We start from the raw sequence: 21924 nt of genomic DNA, 5'->3' as shown, positions 1-21924 counted from the left end.
AAAAAAAATGGACGAAAGGAGTATGAAGACTCCTCTCGTCTTCCAAAATTGGCTCCTTGGATGAAGGGGTTTCCATAGAAAAGTATAACAAGCTTATATTAAGCTTCCTTAAATGCTTTGTAAAAGGAACGTAAACATTTGCTTAGTTTTCTAAGTATTTATTTAACGTGACAGAAAAAGTTGTCCCTTCATTCACTTTACTCTGTACGTCAATATGCCCTTTATGTGCTTCTACAAGATGTTTGACAATTGCTAGTCCAAGACCTGTACCACCGGAATTTCTACTTCTTGCTTTATCTACGCGATAAAAGCGTTCAAAAATTCGAGGAATTTCTTCTTGTGCGATGCCAATCCCTGTATCGGTGATATGAACAAGGACTTTGTCTAATTTTTCTTCAATTCGAATATGAACTTTACCGCTTGGCATCGTATAATTCAATGCGTTGCTAATTAAGTTCATAAAGATTTGGGTTAACCTCTGGATATCTGCTTCAATTAAACATTCTTCTTCAAGTGTCTCAATTTGAAGATCAATTCCTCGCTCTTTTGCTCGATTAGAAAGAACCATAACGATTTCATAAAGAAGCGTATTAATATTAATGGCTTGAACGTTTAGCTGAAAACCTTGCTGTTCCACTTTTGATAAATCTAACAAATCTTGTATTAACGTTTCCATCCGTTGACTTTCATTCATGATAATCGATAGAAACTGCTTTCTTAGCTCTGGTTCCTCCATAGCACCATCTAAAAGCGTTTCACTAAAGCCTTTAATTGATGTGATGGGTGTCTTTAACTCATGAGATACGTTAGCAACAAAGTCTCGGCGAACCTGCTCTAGTTTCTTAAGTTCTGTTATGTCATGAAAAACCAGAACAATCCCCTTCCATTCATCATTTAATCCGATAATTGGCGCTCCGTATACATCATAATGTCGACGTTCGATATTTCGAGAGAGTACAACATGTTTGCGAACCTTCACTTCTGTCATAAAAATCTCTTCTACTAGGGAAACGACTTCTTTATGTTCAAACACTTCATAATATAGGTGATATAAGAAATCATTCATCTTTATTTGAAATTGTTCTTTATAAGCTCGATTTACTAGGTTAATATAGCCGCGACTATCAATTAAAATCATCCCGCTACCCATATTTTCAATGAGCGTCCGCAGGCGATCTTGTTGCATCTCTTGGCTACGAATTAACTCTTGTAAATTACGGGCTAATGCATTAATGGATTGACTTAGCATTCCTGTTTCATCCATATAATCTTCATAAGTACGAGCTTTATAATTGCCTTTTGCTAGCTCCATGGCTACCTGAGTAGCCGATTCAATTGGTCTGGTATAGCGATTCATAATCTTTATTCCTAGTAATAAAATGACGATTAACGCAACGCCAAGACTTCCAATTAACAGCCCCCATATTTGTTGATTGACTTGATTTAATGACGCAAAAGAAGTACTTAAAACAACAAACCCTTCTTTCTGACCGTCAATGACAAGTGGCACACCATAATAGTAGAGGTCATGATTTTCTTCGATGCGGCTGAATGCTTCCTGATTCACGCTTTGCTTCTTTATTACCTCTTGGAGTATACGAGTGTTTTCCAAAGAGCCATTGTGACTACTTGCATTTGAATCTACAAGAATTGTACCGTCATTGTTAATAATAGTTGCTCGAACACTTAATGACTCACTAATCGAATCTACATTTTCTTGAAGAGTTGGATTTGTCAGGCCTTCTTTCCCAATAAAAAGTTCGACAAGCTCAGCTTCTTTTTCCATCCGTTCTTGAAAGGTTTGAAAATAGAAATTTTTGAAAAGCTGAGCTAATAATAAGCCTAAACAAACCAGTACCACAATAATTAACGTTAGCAGTGCAAAAAGTAAGCGCGAGCGGAACTTATTCATCTACCTTTGGTTCCTCTAATTTATATCCTAAACCACGAATGGTTTTAATATAAATTGGTTTTCTTGTATTGCTTTCAATCTTTTCACGCAAATGACTAATATGGACATCTACAATCCTTGTATCACCCGCAAAGTCATAATTCCAAACGGCACTTAATAACTGATCACGCGTCAGCACTCGCCCTTTATGTTTTGATAAATATAATAATAGTTCAAACTCTTTTGGCGTTAATTCTAGCTGCTCTTGCTGAAAATAAGCTTCGTAATGCTCGGGAAGAATTTTTAAATCTCCAATAAAGATTCTTTCTCCATCCTCTTCTTCCTGATTGGCTTGATTACTAAATTGAGAACGACGAAGTATGGCCTTTACCCGAGCAACAACTTCTCGTGGACTAAACGGTTTTGTCATATAGTCATCTGCTCCAAGTTCTAAACCTAACACTTTATCAAACTCATCATCCTTAGCCGTTAACATTAATATAGGCGTCATAACTTTCTGCTGTCTAAGCTTTTTGCACACTTCAATTCCATCCATTTTGGGAAGCATTAAGTCTAACACGATTAAATCTGGGTTTTCTTCCAGTGCTTTATTGTACCCTTCTTCTCCATCCATTGCCGTGCTGACCTCAAAACCAGCTTGCTGCAGGTTATACTGTAATAATGTTGAGATTGACTGTTCATCGTCTACTACTAATAATCTCTTATTCATGTTCGTAACATAAGCCTCCATCAATTCATTTTAAACGCCACTTCACCCAATATTTTGTCTATATGTATGTCATTATCATACACTGATTCCTTAAAGTTCTCAAAGGCATTTCATAATATTATGCCAATAAACAAGCCCCCTAATTAAAAAGGAGGCCCGTTTGTCACTGCATTAAAAGTTCTCAAACTCATGTGTTTCGGCAATCGATAGTTCTTGAGGAGGACATACAATAAATTGAGCTTGTACAACGCTCTCTTCATTCTCATCTGTTGCCTGTACATCAATTGTAATTGTCTTTTCGTCCATATTTTTATTAACTACTTCAAATAAAAACTCGACTGTACTGTAATGGTAAATACGCTTAGGAAATGCAACGGTTTGCTTTAGAATATGACTTCCTGGACCCGGCAAATATTTGGAGATAGCCGCTGTCATCATTCCATTGATCATAATTGCTGGAACAATCGGCTTTTTAAACGCCGTTTGCGCAGCATAATCATGCTGAATATAAAGGGGATTGGCGTCATTTGTTAAGCCTAGATATAGAAGAATATCCTTGTCCTCTATGCGTTCAGTAAGTGAAAGCTTTTCGCCAACTTGGATTTGTTTTATGGTTCTTCCAATCTTTTGTTTTTTCCCTAGCACCATTGCTACTTCATCCTTTCTCTTTGTAGCTTTCATGAACGATCGCTAATCATGCGAACAGCTCTTGTCTAAAGCAGTGAAACTTCTACAACAAAAAAATTCGAGGTTTCCCTCGAATTTTCCTGTTTTTCTTTTATAAATGATGCTTTTTACCACACCGTTTACCAAGTGCTTGTCTATTTTTAAACAAGAACGCTCATCACATTTTTAACTGAATCAGCAGATTGATCTAAAGCTGCTTTTTCTTGTTCAGTTAGTTCTAATTCAATCACTTGCTCAATACCATTGGCACCTAGAACTGTTGGTACACCAAGGTAAATACCACTGTAGCCATATTCACCTTCTAAGTACGCAATTGCAGGTAAGATACGACGCTGATCTTTTAGGATAGCTTCTGTCATTTCTAAGAGAGATGCAGCAGGTGCATAATAAGCACTACCATTTCCTAAAAGGTTTACAATCTCGCCGCCACCTTTACGCGTACGCTCCACAATAGCATTTAAGCGATCTTGTGGAATTAACGTTTGAAGCGGAATTCCACCTGCGTATGAGTAGCGCACAAGAGGAACCATATCGTCACCGTGTCCTCCTAGTACAAAGCCAGTAACGTCCTTAACTGATACATTCAGTTCCTGTGCTACAAATGTACGGAAACGAGCCGAATCTAGTACACCAGACTGACCAATTACACGATTTTTTGGAAATCCTGATTCTTTAAATACTGTATACGTCATCGCATCAACTGGATTGGTTAACACGATAATATAACAATTTGGTGAGTATTTAACAATTTCTTGCGTTACAGATTTCATTACCTTTTGGTTTGTCGTAACTAAATCGTCACGGCTCATACCAGGTTTACGTGCAATACCAGCCGTAATAATGACGACATCAGAGTCAGCTGTATCTTCATAGTTAGCTGTTCCTGTAATATTAGCGTCAAAACCTTGTACTGGGCTTGCTTCTAACATATCCAACGCTTTACCTTTAGCTGGGTTTTCTGCCTGTGGAATATCCACCAATACAACGTCAGCTAATTCTTTTTGTCCGATCAAAAACGCAGTTGTTGCACCTGTAAAGCCAGCACCAATAACTGAGACTTTTTTTCGTTTGTTTGACATGTTAATTCCCCCAAATCGTTCTCGTTTACTATTATACTGTTACTTGATTTCCTAAGTTTTTAATTAACTCATCTGCAAACTCAGAGCATTTTACTTCTTTCGCTCCATCCATTAAGCGAGCAAAATCATATGTTACTACTTGAGAAGCGATTGTTTTTTCCATTGATTCCATTACAAGCGCAGCTGCTTCAGTCCAGCCTAAATGTTCTAGCATTAACACACCTGATAATAATACAGATGAAGGGTTTACTTTGTCTAGACCTGCATATTTAGGAGCAGTACCATGTGTTGCTTCAAAGATTGCATGTCCAGTTTCATAGTTAATGTTAGCACCCGGTGCAATACCAATTCCACCTACTTGCGCAGCTAAAGCATCAGAAATATAGTCACCATTTAAGTTCATTGTTGCAACTACGTCAAACTCACGAGGACGAGTTAAGATTTGCTGTAAGAAGATATCTGCAATTGAATCTTTTACGATAATTTTTCCAGCAGCTTCTGCTTCTGCTTGTGCTTTATTTGCAGCATCTTTTCCTTCTTTTTCAACGATGCGGTCATATTGAGCCCAAGTAAATACTTTATCGCCGAATTCTTTTTCAGCTAATTCATAACCCCAGTTTTTGAAGGCACCTTCAGTAAACTTCATGATGTTTCCTTTATGAACAAGCGTTACAGACTTACGACCGTGTTCGATTGCATAGTTAATTGCTCCGCGAACTAAGCGCTCTGTACCCTCAGATGATACTGGCTTAATTCCAATACCTGATGTTTCAGGGAAACGGATTTTATTAACACCCATTTCAGTTTGTAAGAAGTTGATTAACTTTTGAACTTCTTCAGAACCTTTTGCATACTCGATACCAGCATAGATATCCTCTGTATTTTCACGGAAGATAACCATGTCCGTATCTTCTGGACGTTTAATTGGTGATGGAACACCTTCGAAATAACGTACTGGACGTAAGCAAGTAAACAAATCTAACTCTTGACGTAAAGCAACGTTTAGTGAACGGATTCCTCCACCTACTGGCGTTGTTAATGGTCCCTTAATCGCGATTATGTACTCACGAATAACATCTAATGTTTCAGCTGGTAGCCACTCGCCAGTTTCGTTGAATGCTTTTTCCCCTGCTAATACTTCTTTCCAAACAATCTCTTTTTCGCCATCATATGCTTTTTCAACAGCTGCTTCTAATACACGAGATGCTGCTGCCCAAATATCCGGACCAATTCCGTCTCCTTCGATATATGGAATTACTGGATTGTTAGGTACATTTAATACTCCGTTTGTTACCGTAATTTTTTGTCCGTTTGTCATAAAAATAACCCCCTTGAAGTTTTAAAGCTTAATAGCTTAATAGATTAATAGCTTATTATAAAGTGCTCAACTTACGCTGAGCACTTTCTTACATAAAAGTTAATCTCTTTGCTCAATCGGAATATACGCTTGCTTTCCTTCGCCGATATAATCGGCACGTGGACGAATTAATCGATTGTTTGAATACTGTTCTAAAATATGTGCTACCCAACCTGATACGCGGCTTACAGCAAAGATTGGTGTAAACAAATCATGATCAATTCCTAGACTGTGATAGACAGAAGCGGAATAGAAGTCTACGTTTGGTGGAAGCCTCTTCTCACTTGTAACAATCTCTTCAATCTTTACAGACATTTCATAAAGAGTAGAGTCTCCAGCTTGTTTTGTAAGCTTCTCAGACATCTCTCTCAAATGTTTAGCACGTGGATCCCCTTGCTGATACACTCGGTGACCAAAGCCCATAATCTTCTCTTTATTTGCTAACTTACTACGAATATACGGCTCTGCATTTTCTACCGTTTCAATATCAGATAGCATTTTCATAACGGCTTCATTTGCACCACCATGAAGAGGTCCTTTTAAGGCTCCGATTGCTGCTGTAATACCAGAATAAATATCTGAGAGAGTTGCCACACAGACGCGAGCGGTAAATGTAGATGCATTTAGCTCATGGTCAGCGTGTAAGACAAGTGCTTTATTAAATGCTTCAACTTCGATGTCAGTCGGTTCATTCCCCGTTAACATGTACAAGAAGTTGGCTGCAACGCTATAGTTTTCATTTGGTTCAATTGGATCCATCCCTTTGCGAATGCGTGAAAAGGCTGTTACAATTGTCGGTAATTTGGCTTGTAGGCGAACTGCCTTACGATAATTAGCTTCTTCATCCATTAGGTCTGCTTCTGGATCGTACAAGCCAATTAGTGATACAGCTGTTCTTAAAGCTGCCATTGGATGAACGTCTTTAATTGGATATGTTTTGAAATGATTTAATACTTCATGAGGTAATTTAGCATTCTCTGCTAGTAACCTAGAAAAAATAGATAATTCTTCTTTATTTGGTAATTTTCCATGCCAAAGCAAATAAACTACTTCTTCAAATGTAGCATAGTCTGCTAAATCATCAATATTGTAACCACGATAAGTTAGCGTGTCGTCAATAATGGAGCTTACCGCTGAAGTTGTCGCAACAACTCCCTCTAAACCTCGAGTCGCAGTCATATTCCCATCTCCTTTACAGAAAAGATTTCCCCATACACCCTATTGTACATACAAAAATAAATTATATTGAGCGTTGGCTCAATTCCACATCACATAAGACATTTCTATAGAAGCACAGCATTCCTCATAGGGTTTTCTTAAGACCCCGACAAAAAAGAAAATGCTTACATTTTCGTATTGCTAAATAACATAAAGAAATTATGCTATCTAGCATGCTTTTTAGTTGTTTGATCGTATACGTTATATCATACAATTGTATGTAATGAGATGCGGCTTCAAACTATATTATAAACAATTATCTGACTTTTGTGAATGAAAAGAGTAAATAAATTTTAAAAAAATTGTTATTATAAAAAAATTTCCACTAAAATAACTCTGTAATTTTAATAAATAAATAGGCAATTCCTGCACCAATCAGAGGACCTACAGCAACCCCTTGAAATAGCGTCACAGCTAGGATTGTACCAAATACAAGAGCCGTTGTAATATGGGGATCTTCCGACAATAAAGTCAGTCCATATTTAGCAATAATTGCCACTAAAATTCCTGCAGCTAATGCTACCCAAGCATATGACGACTTAATAGCTTCTCCCAATTGTTTAAAACCAATATCACCTGTTGCAATCGGCACTAATACCGCAACTGTAATAACGGTCACACCTAGATTAATTCCTTTAGACTGTAGATAGGGAAATACCTTACTGTCTAGACCTATTAATTTAATAACTAATAGAAAACCTACAGCGATAATTAACGACTGATTTTTTGCAATCAATCCTATAACCAATAAAATAGCTAAAAACATAACTGGTTGTGAAAACATTCGTTCATCCTTCCTTTCATTACTTTCATGCTTATTTTGATCTTATTTTCTAGTGAAAAACCCACTTTTTTCTTTTCACTCTTTCATAAAAGTTGTAAAATACTAACAAAACTATTTTTAAAGGAGGTTGTTAACTGCTTGCCTAAAATCTATTGGGTTCGTTTTTTACGAATCGTCATCTTATTGACTGGTTTAAGCGCCACACTTATAGTCATTTATTACCTTTCAACGCTGCTTTATCCATTCATCATTGCCTTTACTATTGCACTCTTCATGAATCCAATCGTAAACTTTTTTGAACGTACGTTAAAGTGTAAACGCTACATTGCTGTTCTTATTTCCATCATGCTTATTTTTTCCATTCTAGCAGGCTCGATTACGCTATTAGTGACTGAAATAATAGCCGGTACAACCTATCTAGCAAAAGTCGTTCCAACTAATTTTGAAGCCGTCATCGTATACATCGAAAACTTTATTGCCAGCAAACTGATTCCTCTTTATAACCAAATTGCTTCAATGTTTAACAGCTTAAACCATAACCAACAGGAAACTATTTTAACAAATATTCAAAACGTTGGCAGTAGTATTACAACAACTGTCGGAGACTTTTTACAGCGACTTTTACAAGCGATCCCAACTTTTCTCGGATGGCTCCCTAACATCGCAACTGTTGTTATTTTTTCCTTACTTGCTACCTTCTTTATCAGCAAGGACTGGAATCGTTTCCTTGCATTTAGCAAAAGCTTTTTACCACCAAAGGTGAAACAGAGTAGTGAAGCTGTAATCGGAGAGCTAAAAAAAGCACTTTTTGGATTTATTCAAGCTCAACTTACGCTTATTTCCATCACAACGATTATTGTTCTTACTGGTCTACTCATTTTACGAGTTGATTATTCAATTACTATCGCTTTACTTATCGGCTTTGTAGACTTATTACCTTATTTAGGAACCGGACTCATCTTCGTGCCTTGGATTATTTATACATTTACAACTGGAAATATCTCCTTTGCCGTTGGTTTATCTGTTTTATACTTAGTGGTTATCGTACAGCGCCAAATTATGGAACCTAAAATCCTATCATCGAGTATTGGATTAGATCCTTTAGCTACTTTGATTGCTTTGTTTGTCGGCTTTAAATTAATTGGTTTTCTCGGATTAATTGTTGGGCCCATTTTATTGGTTATCATTCGTACGCTACACTCAGCTGGTGTATTTACAGATATTAAAAATTTTATTATTGCAAAATAAAAGTGTGCTTCATGAGAGAGTTTTTCCCATTAATAGCACACTCTTTTTTTAGTCGGTATCCTGATTTTCATTCTTAGCGAATAATCGTAAACCTTCCGCGATTTTGAAACAGTCGCTGGAATAACTTCATAACAGTTGGTTTGATAAACTTTCTTGTTGCAGGAATAAGTAGTAAAAAACCCGTTGTATCGGTAAAGAAGCCCGGTGTCAATAGTAAAAGACCGCCGATTAAGATACAGAGCCCATCAACAATTGCTCCACCGGGAACTTGGCCAGAATTCATTTGCTGTCGTGCTTTGTGTAAGGTCTTCATACCTTGCTTCTTTGCTAAATAAGCTCCTAATATTCCCGTTGCTAAAATCAAGAAAAATGTTGGTAAAATACCAATTTTCGAACTTACTGTAAGCAATAATGTGATTTCAATAGCAGGGATAATAATTAAAATTGGAACGAGAAATTTCACCGTCAACTCTCCTTAATATCTGACTATAGAAAAAGAGAAGGTAAAGACCTTCTCTTTTTCTTAATTATACCTTACAGAATGCTTGCATGGCCATTGTATACAACGCCACGAGCTGAATCTACTGTAATGTCTTGTCCATCTTTAAACGTAACTGTTGCGCCTTCTACGCCTACAATGACAGGAATGCTTAAGTTTAGCCCTACAACAGCTGCATGGCTTGTTAAGCCACCTTCTTCTGTAATTAATGCACTTGCTTTTTCAACTGCACTAATCATGTCGCGGTCTGTGCTATTTGTAACTAAAATTGCGCCTTCTGTCATTTTTTCGTTTGCTTCAGCTGCGCTTTTCGCAATAACTACTTGCCCAACCGCTGATTTACGACCGATGCCTTGACCCTTTGCTAATACATCACCTACAACTTGTACTTTCATTAGGTTTGTAGCACCAGATTCTCCAACAGGTACACCTGCTGTAATAATAACTAGATCTCCTTGAGATACAATGCCCGTTTTTACTGCGTCGTTTACAGCATGCTCTAACATGTCATCAATATTTGTGCAACGCTCACCTACAACTGGTGTTACTCCCCATACTAACGCTAAACGACGAGCTACTGAATCATTTGCTGCTACCGCTACGATTGGAGATTGTGGACGGTATTTTGAAACGATTTTTGCCGTATATCCGCTTTCAGTTGGAGCAACAATTGCACTTGCATTTAAGTTAAGTGCCGTATGTCCTACAGATTGACCGATTGAATCTGTAATAGATGTACCTACTCGCTTGCTGCGTTGTTGTAAGATTTCACGATAGTTTAGAGCTTGTTCTGCACGTGATGCAATCGAATGCATTGTTTGAACAGCTTCGATTGGATAAGAACCAGCAGCAGTCTCACCGGATAACATAATTGCATCTGTACCATCAAAGATTGCGTTCGCTACGTCACTTGCCTCTGCGCGAGTTGGGCGTGGGTTACGTTGCATAGAATCCAGCATTTGTGTTGCTGTGATAACAGGTTTACCAAGCTCGTTACATTTTCTGATTAAATCTTTTTGTACTAACGGTACTTCTTCAGCAGGAATTTCTACTCCTAAGTCACCACGAGCAACCATTAAGCCATCAGACACTTCAAGAATTTCATCGATATTATCGACACCTTCTTGGTTTTCAATTTTTGAAATGATTTGAATGTGTGGAGCATTGTTCTTTTCTAATAGTTCACGAATTTCTAATACGTCAGACGCACGGCGAACGAAAGATGCAGCGATGAAATCAATACCCTGCTCGATTCCAAACACGATGTCGTTTGCATCTTTTTCTGTAATACCTGGTAAGTTTACACTTACGTTTGGTACGTTAACACCTTTTTTATTTTTCAAAGTACCTGGGTTTAGTACTTTTGTTTTGATTTCACCAGCAGCTTTATTAACTTCTAATACTTCCAGTCCAATTAAGCCATCGTCTAACAGGATTTTAGAACCTGGGTGTACATCTTCTACTAGACCAGGGTATGTAATTGAGAACTTTTCAGTTGTTCCTACTACTTCTTGCATAGAAACGATGATTTCAGAACCTTCTTCTAAATCAATTGCACCGTTCTCCATTGTATTTGTACGAATTTCCGGACCTTTTGTATCAAGTAAAATTCCGATTGTTTTCCCTGTTTTTTTAGCAGCTTCACGAATGTTAACAATACGTGCACCATGCTCTTCGAAATCACCGTGTGAAAAGTTTAAACGACAAACATTTAAACCAGAGTTAAATAGTTCAACTAACTTTTCTACACTTTCACTTGCTGGACCAATAGTACCTACAATTTTTGTTTTACGCATTCTATCTTCCTCCTATATAGTGGTATAACCAAACTTTTCAAGTAATTGTACAAACCTAGCACTCAAAGTTACTGGACTAATCACCTTTTACTTTACATGTTAACAGCAATATGTAGCTTAGTCAGGCGATGATATGCTCTCTTTAAACCAAAGAAAGAACTATTATGTAAGCAGTAAATAGACTATCACAACACATGATGTATTGTACACTCATAGCATAATTTTACCCTTAACTAGTTGTTTTTTTACTACAATTCACTTGGTTTATCTAATGATTTTACTATTCCCGTCTATCTGACAAGCATGCCTATAAAAATTGGTTTTAGACATTACAATAAAAGAAGCGGGTTGCTTTTCCTACAACAATGTATTTTAAATCCATTAGAGGAAAATGCAGGCTTCTTCTTAAGAATCCTATAGGGTTTTGCTGTCTATAAAATACCATGAAGAACTATGAAACACAATAGAGAAGCGCTATTGTAGAAACGAGAAAATGCACCCCCTATCTAAGTAGAGGATGCTTCGTTGTTTATTTCACACCGATGGCATCGGTTTCAGCTGAAAACTGTCCGATTTTTTTGTATTTTTCATAGCGTTCTTCAACTAATTGCTCTTTTGTTAATTTTGTTAATTCTTGTAAAGAGCTACGAATCGCTACTTCCATATAAGCTGCTTGTTCATCAATATTACGATGAGCTCCACCTTTGACTTCTTCCACAACCTCATCCACAATGCCTAGTTCTTTTAAATCTGGTGCCGTAATTTTCATTGTTTCTGCTGCTTGCTTAGCAAGCGTTGCATCTTTCCACAGTAAGGCAGCAGCACCTTCTGGAGAGATAACAGAGTACGTGGAGTTTTCAAGCATATGAAGATGGTTCCCTACACCAAGTCCTAATGCTCCTCCACTTCCTCCTTCTCCAATAACAATACAAACGATAGGTACAGTTAAGCCAGCCATTTCAAAAAGGTTTTTTGCGATGGCTTCACTTTGTCCTCTTTCTTCCGCTGCTTTTCCTGGGTAAGCGCCTTTTGTATCAATAAAGCAAATAATTGGTCTGTTAAACTTTTCAGCCTGCTTCATTAAACGTAATGCTTTACGATATCCCTCAGGATGTGGCATTCCAAAATTGCGACGAATATTCTCTTTCGTATCTTTACCACGCTGATGACCAATAACCGTGACAGGTACACCTTGGAACTTAGCAATTCCTCCTACGATGGCTTCATCATCACCGTAATAACGGTCACCATGACACTCTAAAAAATTAGTAAACAACCTTGAAATATAATCAAGCGTAGTTGGTCGTTCAGGATGACGCGCAATCTGCACACGATTCCATGGGCTTAAGTGGTTATAAATATCTTTTTCTACTTTTTCCAAGCGCTTTTCTAGCTTTTCAATCTCTGTTGATAAATCAACATCGGTGTTTGTTGCAAATTCCTTTAACTCTGCAATTTTATTACGCAATTCCACGATTGGACGTTCGAATTCTAATTCACTTACCACTGTACGTCACCTCCTACATGAATGTCTAAAATATTCGTGAGCGTTTCTTTTAAATTGTGACGCGCCACAACCGCATCTAATTGACCGTGCTTTAATAAAAATTCTGCAGTTTGGAAATCCTCCGGTAGCTCTTCTCGAATAGTTTGCTCAATAATTCTTCGACCTGCAAAACCAATTAAAGCACCCGGCTCTGCTAGATTATAATCTCCTAACGAAGCAAAACTAGCGGATACGCCTCCCGTTGTAGGGTGCGTCATGATGGAAATAATGAGTCCACCTTTATCACTATACATTTTTAACGCTGAGCTTGTCTTAGCCATTTGCATTAAACTTAAGATACCTTCTTGCATCCTAGCTCCACCTGATGCTGTAAAAATAAGAAACGGTACGCCTAAATCCTTTGCTTTTTCGATAGCTCTTGTAATTTTTTCACCTACAACAGAGCCCATGCTTCCCATTCTAAAATGTGAATCCATAACGGCAACGACTACTTTTAAACCATCAATGTCTCCTTCACCCGTTACAATAGCTTCACTAAGGCCCGTTTTTTCACGGTCTTTCTCCAACTTTTCAACATAATCGGGAAATTCTAAAGGGTTTTGAGAGCGCATTGTACGATCATATTCAATAAACGTACCTTCATCAATTAAGCTACTAATTCTTTCTTTAGCAGTCATTTGGTGATGATGTCCGCAGTTTAAGCACACTTTTAGATTTTTATTAAGCTCTTTGGTGTACATAATTTTTTTACATTTTTTACACTTCGTCATAATTCCTTCCGGTACATCTTGTTTTAGGTGTTCTGATGGAACTGAAGCATACTTTTTCTTCTTTGTATTCTTTGCATTTTTTGTATTTTTAGTAAATAAATCTCTTAACAAAGTGTAACCTCCTTTTGATCCTTTTATCTAAAAGAACCTGTCTTCGTATCCTTTGCTTATCATGCAATAAGCATCAGTCTGAAACCAATAGAGCGTCTATCACCTATTATTTCAAAATAGGTTACACAATCGGTGCAAACAGACCATGAGACCATGAAGTATGAATCCACTCATAATTCCTTCATTTTGTGTACTAATTGATATTTACTTTACAAGAAAAGTTGTACATTTTGTGTAGAAACATGCAACGTGCTATTCGACATTTTGTGAAGCATCACAAGGATGATACCATCCTTTATGAATCGCAAAAACGTCATGCTCGTTTCCTTGTTTAATAGCATGAATTAATAACGCAATTTGGGCTTGATTTTGCGTCATTGTTGACTGTTGAAATGTATAGTAAAAGTTACTAACAATTAGCCAAATGCGATGTAACAATCGATTATGCTGAAGGCGAAATAACTGCTCAAATAGCTGTTTAATTGTTAAGGTTTGATGATCTAGCTGATCAACAAGGCTTTCATTATTCTGTAGTATAGATTCTAAGCATGCTCTTTCTAACATATATTTCGTTTCAATTAAGTCTTCTTTTGGTTTGCTATCATGCAAGAGAAACGTTGCTAAAATCTCGATAAGCTGATGATCGCCTACTTCTTTAATAAACGTGCCTTCCCCCCGCCGTGTTTCAATAAGGCCTAGCAACTCCAATGCTCGAAGCGCTTCACGCACAGAAGAGCGACCCGCATTTAGTCGCTCTGCCAACTCTCGCTCTGACGGAATTTTATCTCCTGTTTGCAGCTGATTAGACTGCATCAATTGCCGAATTTGCTTTAAGATTTCTACATAAACTTTTGACCGTTCATTCATCAACCTATTTTTTCACTCACCTTATCCACTTAGTATCCAAACAGAATTTTTCGCTGTATCACTTTATTCAATGATAGCCAAACGCTGCGTTTTTAATGCAATTTCATTTGGATCAACCTGTAACCTCGCAACACCTGTTTCCATCGCTGCTTTCGCCACAGCAGCTGCTACTGCTGGTGCAACTCTAGTATCGAATGGTGCGGGAATAACATAATCTTCATGTAAATCGTCTGATGAAATAAGGCTTGCAATTGCTTCTACCGCAGCAATTTTCATCTGTTCATTGATATGAGTAGCCCGTACATCTAGGGCACCACGGAATATACCAGGAAACGCCAGCACGTTATTCACTTGGTTAGGAAAATCCGATCTCCCTGTCCCAATTACCCTTACACCCGCACTCTTTGCTTCGTCGGGCATAATTTCAGGCATTGGATTAGCCATTGCAAAAACAATTGGATCCTCATTCATCTTTTGAATCATCTCTTTTGTCAGAGCCCCTTCGACAGATACACCAATAAAAACATCCGCTCCAGAAAGCGCATCTTCTAAGGTCCCAGTTACTTTTTGACGATTGGTATAAGCAGCTACCTCGTCTTTTACCTGATTCATCCCAAACGATCTACCTTCATAAACTGGACCTTTTGAGTCACACATAATAATGTCGCGCACGCCATAGCGATGCAATAATTTAATGATGGCAATCCCTGCGGCTCCAGCACCGTTGGCTACTACCTTCACTTCTGACATTTTTTTATTTGCTAGTTTTAATGCATTTACCAAGCCAGCTACCGTTACAATTGCAGTTCCGTGCTGATCATCATGAAAAATAGGAATATTGGTTTCTTTCTTTAAGCGTTCCTCAATTTCAAAACAATTTGGTGCCGCAATATCCTCTAGGTTTACTCCACCGAATGTTGGTTCTAATAGCTTTACTGTCTCTACGATTTGGTCAATATCTGTGGTCTTTAAACAGATAGGAAACGCATCTACTCCGGCAAAGCTTTTAAATAATACTGCTTTACCTTCCATTACAGGTAAAGCTGCTTCTGGACCGATATTTCCTAACCCTAAAACCGCAGTTCCATCAGATACCACTGCAACCATATTTCCTTTCATTGTATACTCATACACATTATTCACATCATCGTAAATTTCTTTACAAGGCTCAGCTACCCCCGGTGAATAAGCTAGGCTTAAATCCTGAGCATTTCGAACAGGGATTTTTGACTTAGATTCTAACTTCCCTTTATTAATACGGTGCATATGCAGTGCTTCTTCACGTAAAGACATGAGCTCACTCCTCATTCGATATAAGTATACATATAGCTATTAATTAGAAACGATGCAGTTAAGCAATAAGCGCTCATTTTCATTGCATCTGAGTAAATGTAAAATTAAGTAACAGTGGTCAGACCACTTTTTTTTTTAACTTCTTTACAATATAACATCATCTACAATCTGTAAAGACTATAGCGTTTTTACAGCCACATTTTCATCTCCAAGTAACGCTTTAAATTGTGTAATAACATCCCCCTCTAGTGAGATAAAGTAGTCGGACGTTAAGCGTAATAATCGCTTCTCTGACTCATAGTACACCAGAACTGGTACATTTCCTTTAGCGCTATGAATTTTTTTATAAATATCACGAATGACTTCATCACTTTGGGCTGATGGCTTTACACGTAAATATACTTCTTGCTTCGGCAGCTCTTCTTCAGCTTCCTTCGCTAAATAAATTTCTTGTGCAACAATTTGTCGCTTATTGGTTCGAATATCGACTTTACCTTTAATCAATACGACTTCTCCAACGTTTAACAACTGCTTGTATTTCTCGTAGCTTCGTGGAAACACTACTGCATCGGCATCGTCTGTTTCATCACTAATTGCAAGGAAGGCCATTTGCTCACCTTGTTTGGTACGAATGATGCGCTCATTTGAGATAAGTCCAATAATTGAAACTTGTGCTCCATTTTTACACTTCGCAATATCGCAAAGAGGGATTGTAAAATGAGCTTCCATTAACCTTTCATATTGAGAAGCCGGATGATTAGATAAATAAAAGCCTACTGCTTCTTTTTCACGTTCCAAAATTTCTTGCTCGCTGAATTCGTCTACTATTATGTACTTTGGCTTTAGCGAAAAACCCATGCCAAAATCATCTTGTGGATCAACCAGCTGGGCATGTTCGAAAGCTACGTCTATCGTTTCAATAAGCGTGGCACGATTTTCACCAAACTCATCGAAACAACCGGCATTAATCAGCGTTTCAAGGATTTTTTTATTAACAATTTTTGTCGATACGCGCATACAAAAATCAAATAGGTCTTCAAACGGCTTATTCTTTCTCTCATTGAGAATTTCTTGAACCACTGTTCCGCCAACATATTTAATTGCTCCTAAACTAAAACGAATCTGTTGCTTTTCTACATTGAAAGCATACGCACTTTGATTGATAGATGGAGGCAAAAGAGCAATCTTTCTTTTCCTCATTTCTTGAATGTATTGCTCACTTTTTGATTGATTTCCAATCGCACTGGTTAATAAAACCGCAAAGAACTGAAGGGGATAATGTGCTTTTAAATAGGCTAAATAGTAAGTAATAAAGCTATATGCAACGGCATGGCTCCTGTTAAATCCGTAGTTAGCAAACTTAACAATTAAGTCGTAGACTTGTTCTGAGACTTCTTCACCATATCCCTGTCGTTTACTACCTTCGATAAAATGCTTTCGCTCTTTTTGGAGCGTCGCACTCTCTTTTTTACTGACCGCTCGCCTTAAAAGGTCAGCTTCCCCTAATGAAAATCCGGCCATTTTCGAAGCGATTTGCATAATTTGCTCTTGATAAACAATGACTCCATACGTGGTTTGTAAAATTGGTTTTAGAACATCATGAACATACGTAACTTTTTCTAAACCATGCTTTCTTTTAATATAGGTTGGAATATGCTCCATCGGTCCAGGACGATACAAAGCATTGACCGCCACTATATCTTCTAGTTCTGTTGGTTGTAACTCTTTTAATACTTTGCGCATGCCGTCTGATTCTAACTGAAATATTCCAGTTGTATCACCACTTGCTAAAAGCTGAAACGTCTTAGCATCTTGCATAGGAATATCTGGTAGCTTTTGCCTTTCTCCTGTATCTCGCTCCACTTTTGCAAGAATATAATCAATTAACGTTAAATTACGGAGACCTAGAAAATCCATTTTAAGTAAGCCTATATCCTGCAGTGCTTCCATTGGGTACTGAGTGAGGTACACATTATGCTGACCCTCTTGAATAGGCGTATACGATGTAAGCGGCTCGCCACTAATAACAACGCCTGCAGCGTGAGTTGACGTATGTCTTGGAAGCCCTTCTACTTGCATTGCTAATTGCAAAAGTTTTTGTCTAATAGGCATAGCTTGAATATACTCACGTAAAGGCTTAGACTGTGCAACTGCTTGTTGTAACGTGACCCCAGGTTTAGATGGTAGTAATTTAGAAACAACAGAAAGATCTTCCTTATCCATTCCTATAACTTTTCCCACATCGCGAATGGCCGCCTTAGTCGCTAGAGTGCCGAAAGTAATAATTTGAGCAACATGAATCTGACCGTATTTTCCAGCTACATATTGAATGACTTGGTCACGTTTATTATCTGGAAAATCAATATCAATATCAGGCATTGAAATGCGTTCAGGGTTTAGGAACCGTTCGAACAACAAGTCATGCTTAATTGGATCAACATTGGTAATTTCTAAAACATAAGCAACTAAAGAACCTGCTGCTGAACCACGCCCCGGCCCTGTAATAATTCCATTTTTGTGCGCATACTGCATAAAATCCCATACAATTAGAAAGTAGTTGCTAAACTTCATCTGTTGAATGACACTAAGTTCATAGTCTAATCGTGCTGCATATTCAGGGGTGACTGTACTTAAACGCTTTTTCAAGCCTTCTTCGCACAGTTTTTGTAAATAGCTATCCGCCGTATCCTGACTGTTGGGGATTGGATAGGATGGAATCATCATTTTACCGAGTGAGAGCTCAAGGTTGCACCGGTCAGCTATACGATTTGTTTCGTATAAAGTGGAAAGAACGTCTGTATAGAGGCTTTCCATTTGAGACTGTGATTTAAAATAATATTCTTTGCTGTTCCTATCTTCCTCTATCATATCTTGAAGCATATCACCTTCACCTATAGCCTTTAGGCATTCATAGGCTTCATAATCTTCTTGAACCAGGTATTTTACGTCATTGGAAGCCAGTAACTTCACATTCAATTCTTCTGCTAATTTACAAAGTTCCTCATTCAAAACTTGCTCGTGATCTCCGTGTCGCTGAAGAGACAAATAAAAATTTTCTTCTCCATATACATGTTTAAAAAATGCAATAGTTTGTTTTGCTTCATCCAGCTTATTATCCAAAATAAGCGATTCAATTTCTCCAGATAGCCCAGGCGTAAAAGCGATTACGCCTTCTTTATAATGCGGTAACCACTTTTTTTTCACGCCGTTCTTTTCTTTTGTTTGAACAAGGCTGCTCAACTTTACTAAATTTTCATATCCCTTCTCATTCTGAGCGAGTAAAACAAGCGGATAAGAAAACGCTTCATCTTCTTGCTTTAGCACATATAAAGTCAAACCGATGATTGGCTTAATGCCAGCTTTTTTGCACTCTTTATAAAAAGGGATAGCTCCGTACATCACATTTTCATCCGTCAGAGCAACAGCTTTATAATCCAATGCTTTTGCACGTTCGACCAGCTGCTTAATTCGAATCGTGCTATTTAAAATGCTATATGCACTTTTTAGTTGTAGATGAACAAAAGGCACGAGTCTTCCCACCTTCTTTTTATGTATTTATGTCCATTATAAATTTTGTTGTTCTTCCATACAAATTACATAACTTGTTTTGTTTGTCCATATATATGAATTACAGCAGAAAAGATAGAAAATGTGCAAAAGGAGGGAGAAGATGAAAGAGCCCTTTATGTCATTGTTTATTTGGAGCTACTTCACTTCATTAGGTATTATTCTTGGCGGTGCTTTAATTGGTTCGTTTGCAGGGTTTTTAATTGGTAAATCTCCATTTCACATCATGTATACATTAAGTAACAGCTTAAAAATTTGGGCGATTGTAGGAGCTATTGGAGGCACGTTTGATACATTCTATAGTTTTGAACGTGGCTTGTTTGAAGGTGCTACTAAAGATGTCGTAAAACAAATCTTGCTAATACTCTCAGCAATGGGTGGGGCTCAAACAGGGGCACTAATTATTAAATGGTTGACACAAGAGAGCTTAGGTTTATGAGGGTCCCAAACAAGCGTCTATATAAGCGGTCAGACTTAGAACGCTTTTTCGCTGGATTAGTTATCGGTGCCATTATTAGCTGGGGCGTTTTTTTAATTATTTATGGTGAACTACAGCATGAACAAACAAAGTCATTAGTGCAGCTGGAACAGAAGCTAGAAAGAGCAGAAAAAAACAGTTTAATTTGGCAAGAAGATGTACGAGAATTAAATAAAAAGATGAAAAAAAACATTTTGATTCAAGAGGTGAAAGTAAACTTAACAAATACGAAGCAATATAAATTAGGTTCCCTCACTTCTTACCACCTTCAAGCTAGCGTTGAAGAAGAAGCACTACATTTAATTGCTCAAGACATTGAGAGTGCGTATGACGCACGAAACGTATTAAAAAAAGCGATTGAAAATAAAAAATATGAATTCGATAAAATGATTTACGAAGTCGAAGTGCACCAAATTTATTTCTACACCACTTTATCAATTGAAATTCGGATAAAGAAAGTAGAGAAAGTCATGTAAAACAGGCGTACTAGGAGAATGTACGCCTGTTTTAACATTTACTGAAATAGCGCTTCTAAATCTTGAAGCAGTGGCTCAACCTCATCCCAAGAATAAATGGAAGCACCAGCTGCAAGTGGATGACCTCCTCCTTTATACTTACGGGCAATCGTGTTGATAACCGGACCTTTTGATCTTAATCTTACTCGAATTTGATCTTCTTCTTCCACAAAGAATACCCATACCTTCATGCCTTCAATATGCCCTAATGAACTAACTAACTGCGATGCATCTGCTGGCGTTACGCTGTATTTCTCAAGAATTTCTTTTGGTATTTTCATATACCCAACCCCTGAGTCTGATAGAGAGAAATTTTGAAGCACATACCCATGTAAATGCGCCACGTTTGCTTTCGTTTTATACATCTCATCATAAACATCCTTAAATTCAAAATCATATTGAATTAAGTCGCTTGCGTAGCGGAACGTCTTCGGCTTTGTGCTTGGAAATAAAAAGCGACCTGTATCTCCCACAATTCCGCTAAAAATTAACTCAGCACCGCGGTCATTTAATGTAAGCCCGTCTTCTTTACCATGAAGGAAAAATTCATAGATCATTTCGCTTGTTGAACACGCTTCTGTATCCACCCATAGTAAATCTCCATACTGGTCTTCATTCGGATGATGATCAATTTTAATTAGCATTTTCCCTTTTGCATATCGCTGATCACAGACTCGTTCCTGATTGGCTGTATCACATACAATAACAAGTGCATCTTCATACACTTCATCAGCAACATCATCCATTCGATATAAAAACTTAAGAGATTCCGCTTCTTTTCCTGTTACGTAAATCTTCTTTTCAGGAAAAGATGTTTTTAACAGCTCCGCTAACCCACATTGAGAACCATACGCGTCAGGATCTGGCCTTACATGACGGTGAATAATAATTGTATCGAAACCTTTAATTGCATCTAAAATTTGTGTTTTCATCTAGCAGCACTCCTATCGGTAAATTAGCAAACTATTTATGTACCAAGCCTAATAGCTAGTTCTATTAAATCATAGATAGCTAGAAGTTTAAAAGCAGAATTAATTAATACTAGAATTTTCTGGCGTCTATCGATAGAATAGGAATAAGTAGTCTGTTACATACAGCTTAAAGAAAACGCATTCAGTACTATGAAGGTGAAATTGTTTAGATATCTTACAACCAATAAATAATTATTTTCAAAAGGAGCTGAATGAATTAATGCCTATTCTCGCCATTTTAATCGTCATTTCATTTGTCTTTTATTTCTATTTAAAAGTCAAATATGTCCGCTCCAAACGTCCTATTGAACGCAAATGGATCTCTGCAAAATCCAGTATTTCACTTGGAGCTTTTGTACTTTTCTTTGGAATTAATCAATGGTTTATTTATGCAACTACAACATCCCTCATTATCGGTATCATCTTTGCTTTATTTGGTCTCGGAAGTATTATTACAGGTATTCGCGCATACAGATATTACCTTCCTCTTGCTACGAAAGAAGCTCAAACGTCTTTATAAAAAGAGTTTGGGACATAACAAAATGATTGCTTCTAA

Annotated in this window: 19 protein-coding genes; 4 read left to right on the top strand and 15 right to left on the bottom strand. The window is 37.5% G+C overall.

Annotation, left to right across the window (positions count from 1 at the left end; translation table 11 throughout):
* Positions 1-142: 142 nt before the first annotated feature.
* From pnpS to AS180_RS12020, 7 genes are all read right to left on the bottom strand, one after another.
* The gene (pnpS, locus tag AS180_RS12050; RefSeq protein WP_061784960.1) at positions 143-1912 is read right to left on the bottom strand and encodes a two-component system histidine kinase PnpS; all 1770 of its coding nucleotides are present in this window, start codon (positions 1910-1912) and stop codon (positions 143-145) included.
* Complete coding sequence (locus AS180_RS12045) at positions 1905-2621, bottom strand: response regulator transcription factor (protein ID WP_062686866.1); 717 nt, start codon at positions 2619-2621, stop codon at positions 1905-1907. The genes pnpS and AS180_RS12045 overlap by 8 nt, the downstream gene beginning before the upstream one ends.
* 171 nt (positions 2622-2792) lie before the next feature.
* Positions 2793-3269: a MaoC/PaaZ C-terminal domain-containing protein gene (locus AS180_RS12040; RefSeq protein WP_062686869.1), complete on the bottom strand. Its 477-nt coding sequence runs from the start codon at positions 3267-3269 to the stop codon at positions 2793-2795.
* 179 nt (positions 3270-3448) lie between these two features.
* Positions 3449-4387, bottom strand: coding sequence for a malate dehydrogenase (gene mdh, locus AS180_RS12035; protein ID WP_062686865.1), 939 nt, complete (start codon positions 4385-4387; stop codon positions 3449-3451).
* Between the two features lie 31 nt (positions 4388-4418).
* Complete coding sequence (icd, locus tag AS180_RS12030; RefSeq protein ID WP_025907251.1) at positions 4419-5705, bottom strand: NADP-dependent isocitrate dehydrogenase; 1287 nt, start codon at positions 5703-5705, stop codon at positions 4419-4421.
* A 99-nt stretch (positions 5706-5804) separates the two neighbouring features.
* Complete coding sequence (gene citZ, locus AS180_RS12025; RefSeq protein ID WP_062686864.1) at positions 5805-6923, bottom strand: citrate synthase; 1119 nt, start codon at positions 6921-6923, stop codon at positions 5805-5807.
* Positions 6924-7287: 364 nt separating this feature from the next.
* Complete coding sequence (locus AS180_RS12020) at positions 7288-7746, bottom strand: DUF441 domain-containing protein (protein WP_025907255.1); 459 nt, start codon at positions 7744-7746, stop codon at positions 7288-7290.
* Positions 7747-7884: 138 nt separating this feature from the next.
* Here AS180_RS12020 and ytvI point away from each other — a divergent pair, with 138 nt between their 5' ends.
* Complete coding sequence (gene ytvI / locus AS180_RS12015) at positions 7885-8994, top strand: sporulation integral membrane protein YtvI (protein ID WP_062686863.1); 1110 nt, start codon at positions 7885-7887, stop codon at positions 8992-8994.
* A gap of 73 nt (positions 8995-9067) precedes the next feature.
* On the opposite strand, the gene AS180_RS12010 is transcribed toward ytvI, so the two are convergent.
* From AS180_RS12010 to dnaE, 7 genes are all read right to left on the bottom strand, one after another.
* Positions 9068-9457 (bottom strand): FxsA family protein, encoded by a 390-nt coding sequence (locus AS180_RS12010; RefSeq protein ID WP_062686862.1) that lies wholly within the window; start codon positions 9455-9457, stop codon positions 9068-9070.
* Positions 9458-9528: 71 nt separating this feature from the next.
* Positions 9529-11289 carry a pyruvate kinase gene (gene pyk, locus AS180_RS12005; RefSeq protein ID WP_025907261.1) on the bottom strand — a complete coding sequence of 587 codons (1761 nt, stop codon included), beginning with the start codon at positions 11287-11289 and terminating at the stop codon, positions 9529-9531.
* Positions 11290-11818: 529 nt separating this feature from the next.
* Positions 11819-12796 carry an acetyl-CoA carboxylase carboxyl transferase subunit alpha gene (gene accA / locus AS180_RS12000; RefSeq protein WP_025907263.1) on the bottom strand — a complete coding sequence of 326 codons (978 nt, stop codon included), beginning with the start codon at positions 12794-12796 and terminating at the stop codon, positions 11819-11821.
* Positions 12790-13677 carry an acetyl-CoA carboxylase, carboxyltransferase subunit beta gene (gene accD, locus AS180_RS11995; protein ID WP_025907266.1) on the bottom strand — a complete coding sequence of 296 codons (888 nt, stop codon included), beginning with the start codon at positions 13675-13677 and terminating at the stop codon, positions 12790-12792. Before accD ends, accA begins: the two co-directional genes overlap by 7 nt.
* A gap of 252 nt (positions 13678-13929) precedes the next feature.
* Positions 13930-14544: a FadR/GntR family transcriptional regulator gene (locus AS180_RS11990; protein ID WP_025907268.1), complete on the bottom strand. Its 615-nt coding sequence runs from the start codon at positions 14542-14544 to the stop codon at positions 13930-13932.
* 63 nt (positions 14545-14607) lie between these two features.
* Positions 14608-15837, bottom strand: coding sequence for an NADP-dependent malic enzyme (locus tag AS180_RS11985; protein ID WP_061784955.1), 1230 nt, complete (start codon positions 15835-15837; stop codon positions 14608-14610).
* Between the two features lie 177 nt (positions 15838-16014).
* Positions 16015-19365: a DNA polymerase III subunit alpha gene (dnaE, locus tag AS180_RS11980; protein ID WP_025907272.1), complete on the bottom strand. Its 3351-nt coding sequence runs from the start codon at positions 19363-19365 to the stop codon at positions 16015-16017.
* A 142-nt stretch (positions 19366-19507) separates the two neighbouring features.
* On the opposite strand from dnaE, the gene AS180_RS11975 reads away from it, so the two are divergent.
* Entirely contained in the window at positions 19508-19843 is a 336-nt protein-coding gene (locus tag AS180_RS11975; protein ID WP_025907274.1) for a sporulation membrane protein YtrH, read from the top strand.
* Positions 19840-20358 (top strand): sporulation membrane protein YtrI, encoded by a 519-nt coding sequence (gene ytrI / locus AS180_RS11970; protein WP_061784953.1) that lies wholly within the window; start codon positions 19840-19842, stop codon positions 20356-20358. Before AS180_RS11975 ends, ytrI begins: the two co-directional genes overlap by 4 nt.
* A 38-nt stretch (positions 20359-20396) precedes the next feature.
* Here ytrI and AS180_RS11965 read toward each other — a convergent pair whose 3' ends face one another.
* A complete protein-coding gene (locus AS180_RS11965; RefSeq protein WP_061784952.1) occupies positions 20397-21329 on the bottom strand; it encodes a DHH family phosphoesterase in 933 nt (310 codons plus the stop codon).
* Between the two features lie 259 nt (positions 21330-21588).
* Here AS180_RS11965 and AS180_RS11960 point away from each other — a divergent pair, with 259 nt between their 5' ends.
* Positions 21589-21888, top strand: coding sequence for a YtpI family protein (locus AS180_RS11960; RefSeq protein WP_025907280.1), 300 nt, complete (start codon positions 21589-21591; stop codon positions 21886-21888).
* Positions 21889-21924: the final 36 nt, after the last annotated feature.

Source organism: Priestia veravalensis (assembly GCF_001457055.1).
Classification (GTDB): Bacteria; Bacillota; Bacilli; order Bacillales; family Bacillaceae_H; genus Priestia; species Priestia flexa.
Note: the sequence above shows the minus strand (reverse complement) of the source record. Positions and strands in the feature narration are given on the sequence as shown.

Excerpts from the sequence above, each read along its gene's own strand:
- pnpS (WP_061784960.1), bottom strand. The coding sequence starts at position 1,912 with ATGAATAAGTTCCGCTCGCGCTTACTTTTTGCACTGCTAACGTTAATT.
- AS180_RS12045 (WP_062686866.1), bottom strand. The coding sequence starts at position 2,621 with ATGAATAAGAGATTATTAGTAGTAGACGATGAACAGTCAATCTCAACA.
- AS180_RS12040 (WP_062686869.1), bottom strand. The coding sequence starts at position 3,269 with ATGGTGCTAGGGAAAAAACAAAAGATTGGAAGAACCATAAAACAAATC.
- mdh (WP_062686865.1), bottom strand. The coding sequence starts at position 4,387 with ATGTCAAACAAACGAAAAAAAGTCTCAGTTATTGGTGCTGGCTTTACA.
- icd (WP_025907251.1), bottom strand. The coding sequence starts at position 5,705 with ATGACAAACGGACAAAAAATTACGGTAACAAACGGAGTATTAAATGTA.
- citZ (WP_062686864.1), bottom strand. The coding sequence starts at position 6,923 with ATGACTGCGACTCGAGGTTTAGAGGGAGTTGTTGCGACAACTTCAGCG.
- AS180_RS12020 (WP_025907255.1), bottom strand. The coding sequence starts at position 7,746 with ATGTTTTCACAACCAGTTATGTTTTTAGCTATTTTATTGGTTATAGGA.
- pyk (WP_025907261.1), bottom strand. The coding sequence starts at position 11,289 with ATGCGTAAAACAAAAATTGTAGGTACTATTGGTCCAGCAAGTGAAAGT.
- AS180_RS11990 (WP_025907268.1), bottom strand. The coding sequence starts at position 14,544 with ATGAATGAACGGTCAAAAGTTTATGTAGAAATCTTAAAGCAAATTCGG.
- AS180_RS11985 (WP_061784955.1), bottom strand. The coding sequence starts at position 15,837 with ATGTCTTTACGTGAAGAAGCACTGCATATGCACCGTATTAATAAAGGG.
- AS180_RS11975 (WP_025907274.1), top strand. The coding sequence starts at position 19,508 with ATGAAAGAGCCCTTTATGTCATTGTTTATTTGGAGCTACTTCACTTCA.
- ytrI (WP_061784953.1), top strand. The coding sequence starts at position 19,840 with ATGAGGGTCCCAAACAAGCGTCTATATAAGCGGTCAGACTTAGAACGC.
- AS180_RS11965 (WP_061784952.1), bottom strand. The coding sequence starts at position 21,329 with ATGAAAACACAAATTTTAGATGCAATTAAAGGTTTCGATACAATTATT.
- AS180_RS11960 (WP_025907280.1), top strand. The coding sequence starts at position 21,589 with ATGCCTATTCTCGCCATTTTAATCGTCATTTCATTTGTCTTTTATTTC.